This window comes from uncultured Amaricoccus sp., assembly GCF_937858865.1.
GTDB lineage: Bacteria > Pseudomonadota > Alphaproteobacteria > Rhodobacterales > Rhodobacteraceae > Amaricoccus.
The window spans coordinates 1-2,977 of sequence record NZ_CALLYO010000062.1; the positions used below are offsets into that span (position 1 = coordinate 1).

The window sequence follows — 2,977 nt, forward strand, 5'->3', positions numbered from 1 at the left end:
AGGGCCGCCTGCCGGTGCCGGAGCGGGCCGAAGCCGCCCCGGCCGCCTGGGTCGATGCCGACGAGTGGCGGCCGGACGCCCCGGTCGAAACCGGGGGCGTGCCGCTCCCCGAGGCAATTGCCCGCGGCCTCGCCGGCGATCCCGAGTTCGCCCACCTCGTGCCCGGAGGTTGCTGAGAGATGCCGCGACGCCTGGTGTGCTGCGCCGTACTCGCGCTGACGGCGGGCGCGGCGACGGCTCAGGAGCTCGCCCCCGAAGGCAGCTTCGTCATCAACTTCACCGCGGTCGGCGTCGATCCCGAGCCGGCGATCGAGATCGGGCCCGATCGCAGCATGGGCATCTACGAAGGGCTGATGACCGCGAGCAACAGCGACGGGCACGGCCTCCTGCACAACCTGACCGGGCGCTGCCTCGGCTGGTTCACCGTGGACATCGCCGCCGCCAGCTTCGAGCGGCACGGCCGCTGCGCCTATACCGACACCGACGGCGACACGATCTGGGAGGAGTTCACCTTCGCGCCGCAGGCGCTCGCCCCGGTCCGGATCGCGCTCGGGCGCTGGACCGGCGGAACGGGCAAGTACGAGGGAATTCGCGGGGAGTTCGAAATCCGCGTGCGTGGGCTGCGCCCCGCCGCCGCCGGCTTCGGCCACTATATCGGCACGAAGCAAGGCAGCTACCGCACGGTTCGGTCGCATTGACGCGGGGGGAGGAGGCAGACGTGGGGATGAGGATCACGGGCATCGCAGCCTGCCTGGTCGCGGGAACGGCAGCGGCGCAGGGGATTGCCCCGGAGGGCGCCTTCACGATCAACTTCACCTCGCTGGTCGTCAACGGCGAGCCGACGATCGAGATCGGTCCCGACCGCAGGACCGGCCTCTACGAAGGCGTGCTGACGGCGAGCAATGCCGAGGGGAAAGGGCTACTCCACAACCTGACCGGGCATTGCCTCGGCAAGTTCGAGATCGACACGGGAAGCGGAACCTTCGAGCAGCACGGCCACTGCGTCTACACCGACGCGGATGGCCATCGGATCTGGGAGCAGTTCGACTTCGAGCCGCAGCCGCTAGCGCCGGTGCAGATGGCGGCAGGACGCTGGATCGGCGGCAGCGGGAAGTACGAGGGCCTCCGGGGCGAGTTCGAGATACGCGTTCGGCCGCTGCGCCCGGCCACCGAAGGGTTCGGGCAGGTCATCGGCTCCAAGCAGGGCAGCTATCGGATCTCCGCGCCGAACTGACGCCCGCCGCGGCGTTTTCCGCCGCCGAGCCGCAGCGCCAGGTGCTTCGGCCGCTTGGGGGGCGAGCGCACGGGGTCGGTGCGCTGATCGGAAAGTGACCCGTGACGGCTGGACAGGGGGCGGGTTTTCGGACAAAAGCGCCGCAAGATGTGGTATGGCGACCACAGGCCGGACCAACACGGCCACCGACGACCCCGAGCATCCACGCGAGCAGGCACACATGCAACCCGATACTCTCGCCGCAGCGCAGCAGATCGACTTCTCGCTGCTGGCGCTCTTCTTCCGGGCGACCTTCACGGTCAAGATCGTGATGCTCGTCCTCATCGCCGCCTCCTTCTGGTCCTGGGCCATCATCATCCAGAAGCTCATCGACCTGCGCCGGGTGCGCGAGGAGGCGCGCGTCTTCGCCAACGACTTCTGGTCCGGCGAGGCGCTCGACGCGGTCTACGAGCGGATCGGCCCCGAGCCGGCCGGCGGCGCCGCGCGGGTCTTCGCCGCCGGGATGACCGAGCTGCGCCGCTCCTCGCGCCAGGACGGCGGCCTGATCGCCGGCACCCAGTCGCGCATCGAGCGGGCGATGGACGTCGCCATCGCCGGCGAGGCCGAGGGCCTGAACAAGGGGCTCTCCTTCCTCGCCACCGTCGGCTCGATCGCGCCCTTCGTCGGCCTCTTCGGCACGGTCTGGGGCATCAAGCACGCCTTCGAGGAGATCGCGCTGCAGCAGTCGACCAACCTCGCGGTGGTCGCGCCCGGCATCGCCGAGGCGCTGCTCGCCACCGGCCTCGGGCTTCTCGCCGCGATTCCGGCGGTCATCTTCTACAACAAGCTCACCCAGGAGACCGAGGCGATCGTCGGCGGCTACGAGAGCTTCGCCGACGAATTCTCGATGATCCTGTCGCGGCAGCTCGACAGAGCAGCATGAACGGGGCGGCCTGAGATGGCGGTGAACCTCCAGGCCGGCGGCCGCAGGCGCGGCGGCGGTCGCAATTCCGGGCACGCCCGCAGGCGGCCGATGGCCGAGATCAACGTCACCCCGATGGTCGACGTGATGCTCGTGCTGCTCATCATCTTCATGGTGGCCGCACCGCTCCTGACCGTGGGCGTGCCGATCGAGCTGCCGAAGACCGCCGCCGCCCCGCTGCCGACCGAGAAGGAGGAGCCGCTCACCATCGCGCTGACCAAGGACGGGCTCATCCTGGTGCAGAACGAGCAGATCGAGCGCCAGGAGCTCATCCCGCTGCTGCGCGCCGTGGCCGAGGAGCGCCAGAGCGGCAGGATCTTCCTGCGCGCCGACGGCGCCATTCCCTACGAGGGGGTGATGCAGGTGATGGGGGCGCTCAACGCCAGCGGCTTCCACGACATCGGCCTCGTCACCGAGCAGGGCGGGCCGAAGTTCGACGGCGAGGACGGCTAGGGCCGCGTTGATGCAGACCGGCACGCGGATTTCGGCAATCGGGCACGGGGTCCTGATCGCGCTCGCGGTCTTCGGCCTGCCGTGGTTCGGGCCGCGCGAGCGCGAGCCGATCCGGGTCACCGACGTGAGCTTCATCTCCGAGGCCGAGTTCGAGGCGGCGCAGGCCGCCGCACCCGCCGCGGTGCCGCGGGCGGAGGACGCGCCGGCCGAGCTGCCCGCCCCCTCCCCGGCCCCCGAGCCGGCGCCCGAGCCCGAGCCGTCGGACTCGGCGCCCGAGGTGGCCGCGGTGGAGCCGCCGGCCGAGATCGAGGCGCCCGAGTCGCCCGACC

4 protein-coding genes and 1 pseudogene are annotated in these 2,977 nt (G+C 70.8%); all 5 read left to right on the forward strand.

Annotated elements, in window-relative coordinates; translation table 11 throughout:
• Positions 1 to 179: 179 nt before the first annotated feature.
• A complete protein-coding gene (locus Q0112_RS01640) occupies positions 180 to 698 on the forward strand; it encodes a hypothetical protein (protein ID WP_297970536.1) in 519 nt (172 codons plus the stop codon).
• 26 nt (positions 699 to 724) lie between these two features.
• Positions 725 to 1,234, forward strand: a complete 510-nt coding sequence (locus Q0112_RS01645; RefSeq protein ID WP_297970538.1) for a hypothetical protein — start codon at positions 725 to 727, stop codon at positions 1,232 to 1,234.
• A 220-nt stretch (positions 1,235 to 1,454) separates the two neighbouring features.
• Complete coding sequence (gene tolQ / locus Q0112_RS01650) at positions 1,455 to 2,156, forward strand: protein TolQ (protein WP_297970542.1); 702 nt, start codon at positions 1,455 to 1,457, stop codon at positions 2,154 to 2,156.
• 15 nt (positions 2,157 to 2,171) lie between these two features.
• Entirely contained in the window at positions 2,172 to 2,648 is a 477-nt protein-coding gene (gene tolR / locus Q0112_RS01655; RefSeq protein ID WP_297970540.1) for a protein TolR, read from the forward strand.
• A 10-nt stretch (positions 2,649 to 2,658) separates the two neighbouring features.
• Positions 2,659 to 2,977, forward strand: a pseudogene (locus Q0112_RS01660) (energy transducer TonB); the annotation flags it as partial.

Coding starts and splice junctions, on each gene's coding strand:
- Q0112_RS01640 (WP_297970536.1), top strand. CDS start 180: ATGCCGCGACGCCTGGTGTGCTGCGCCGTACTCGCGCTGACGGCGGGC.
- Q0112_RS01645 (WP_297970538.1), top strand. CDS start 725: ATGAGGATCACGGGCATCGCAGCCTGCCTGGTCGCGGGAACGGCAGCG.
- tolQ (WP_297970542.1), top strand. CDS start 1,455: ATGCAACCCGATACTCTCGCCGCAGCGCAGCAGATCGACTTCTCGCTG.
- tolR (WP_297970540.1), top strand. CDS start 2,172: ATGGCGGTGAACCTCCAGGCCGGCGGCCGCAGGCGCGGCGGCGGTCGC.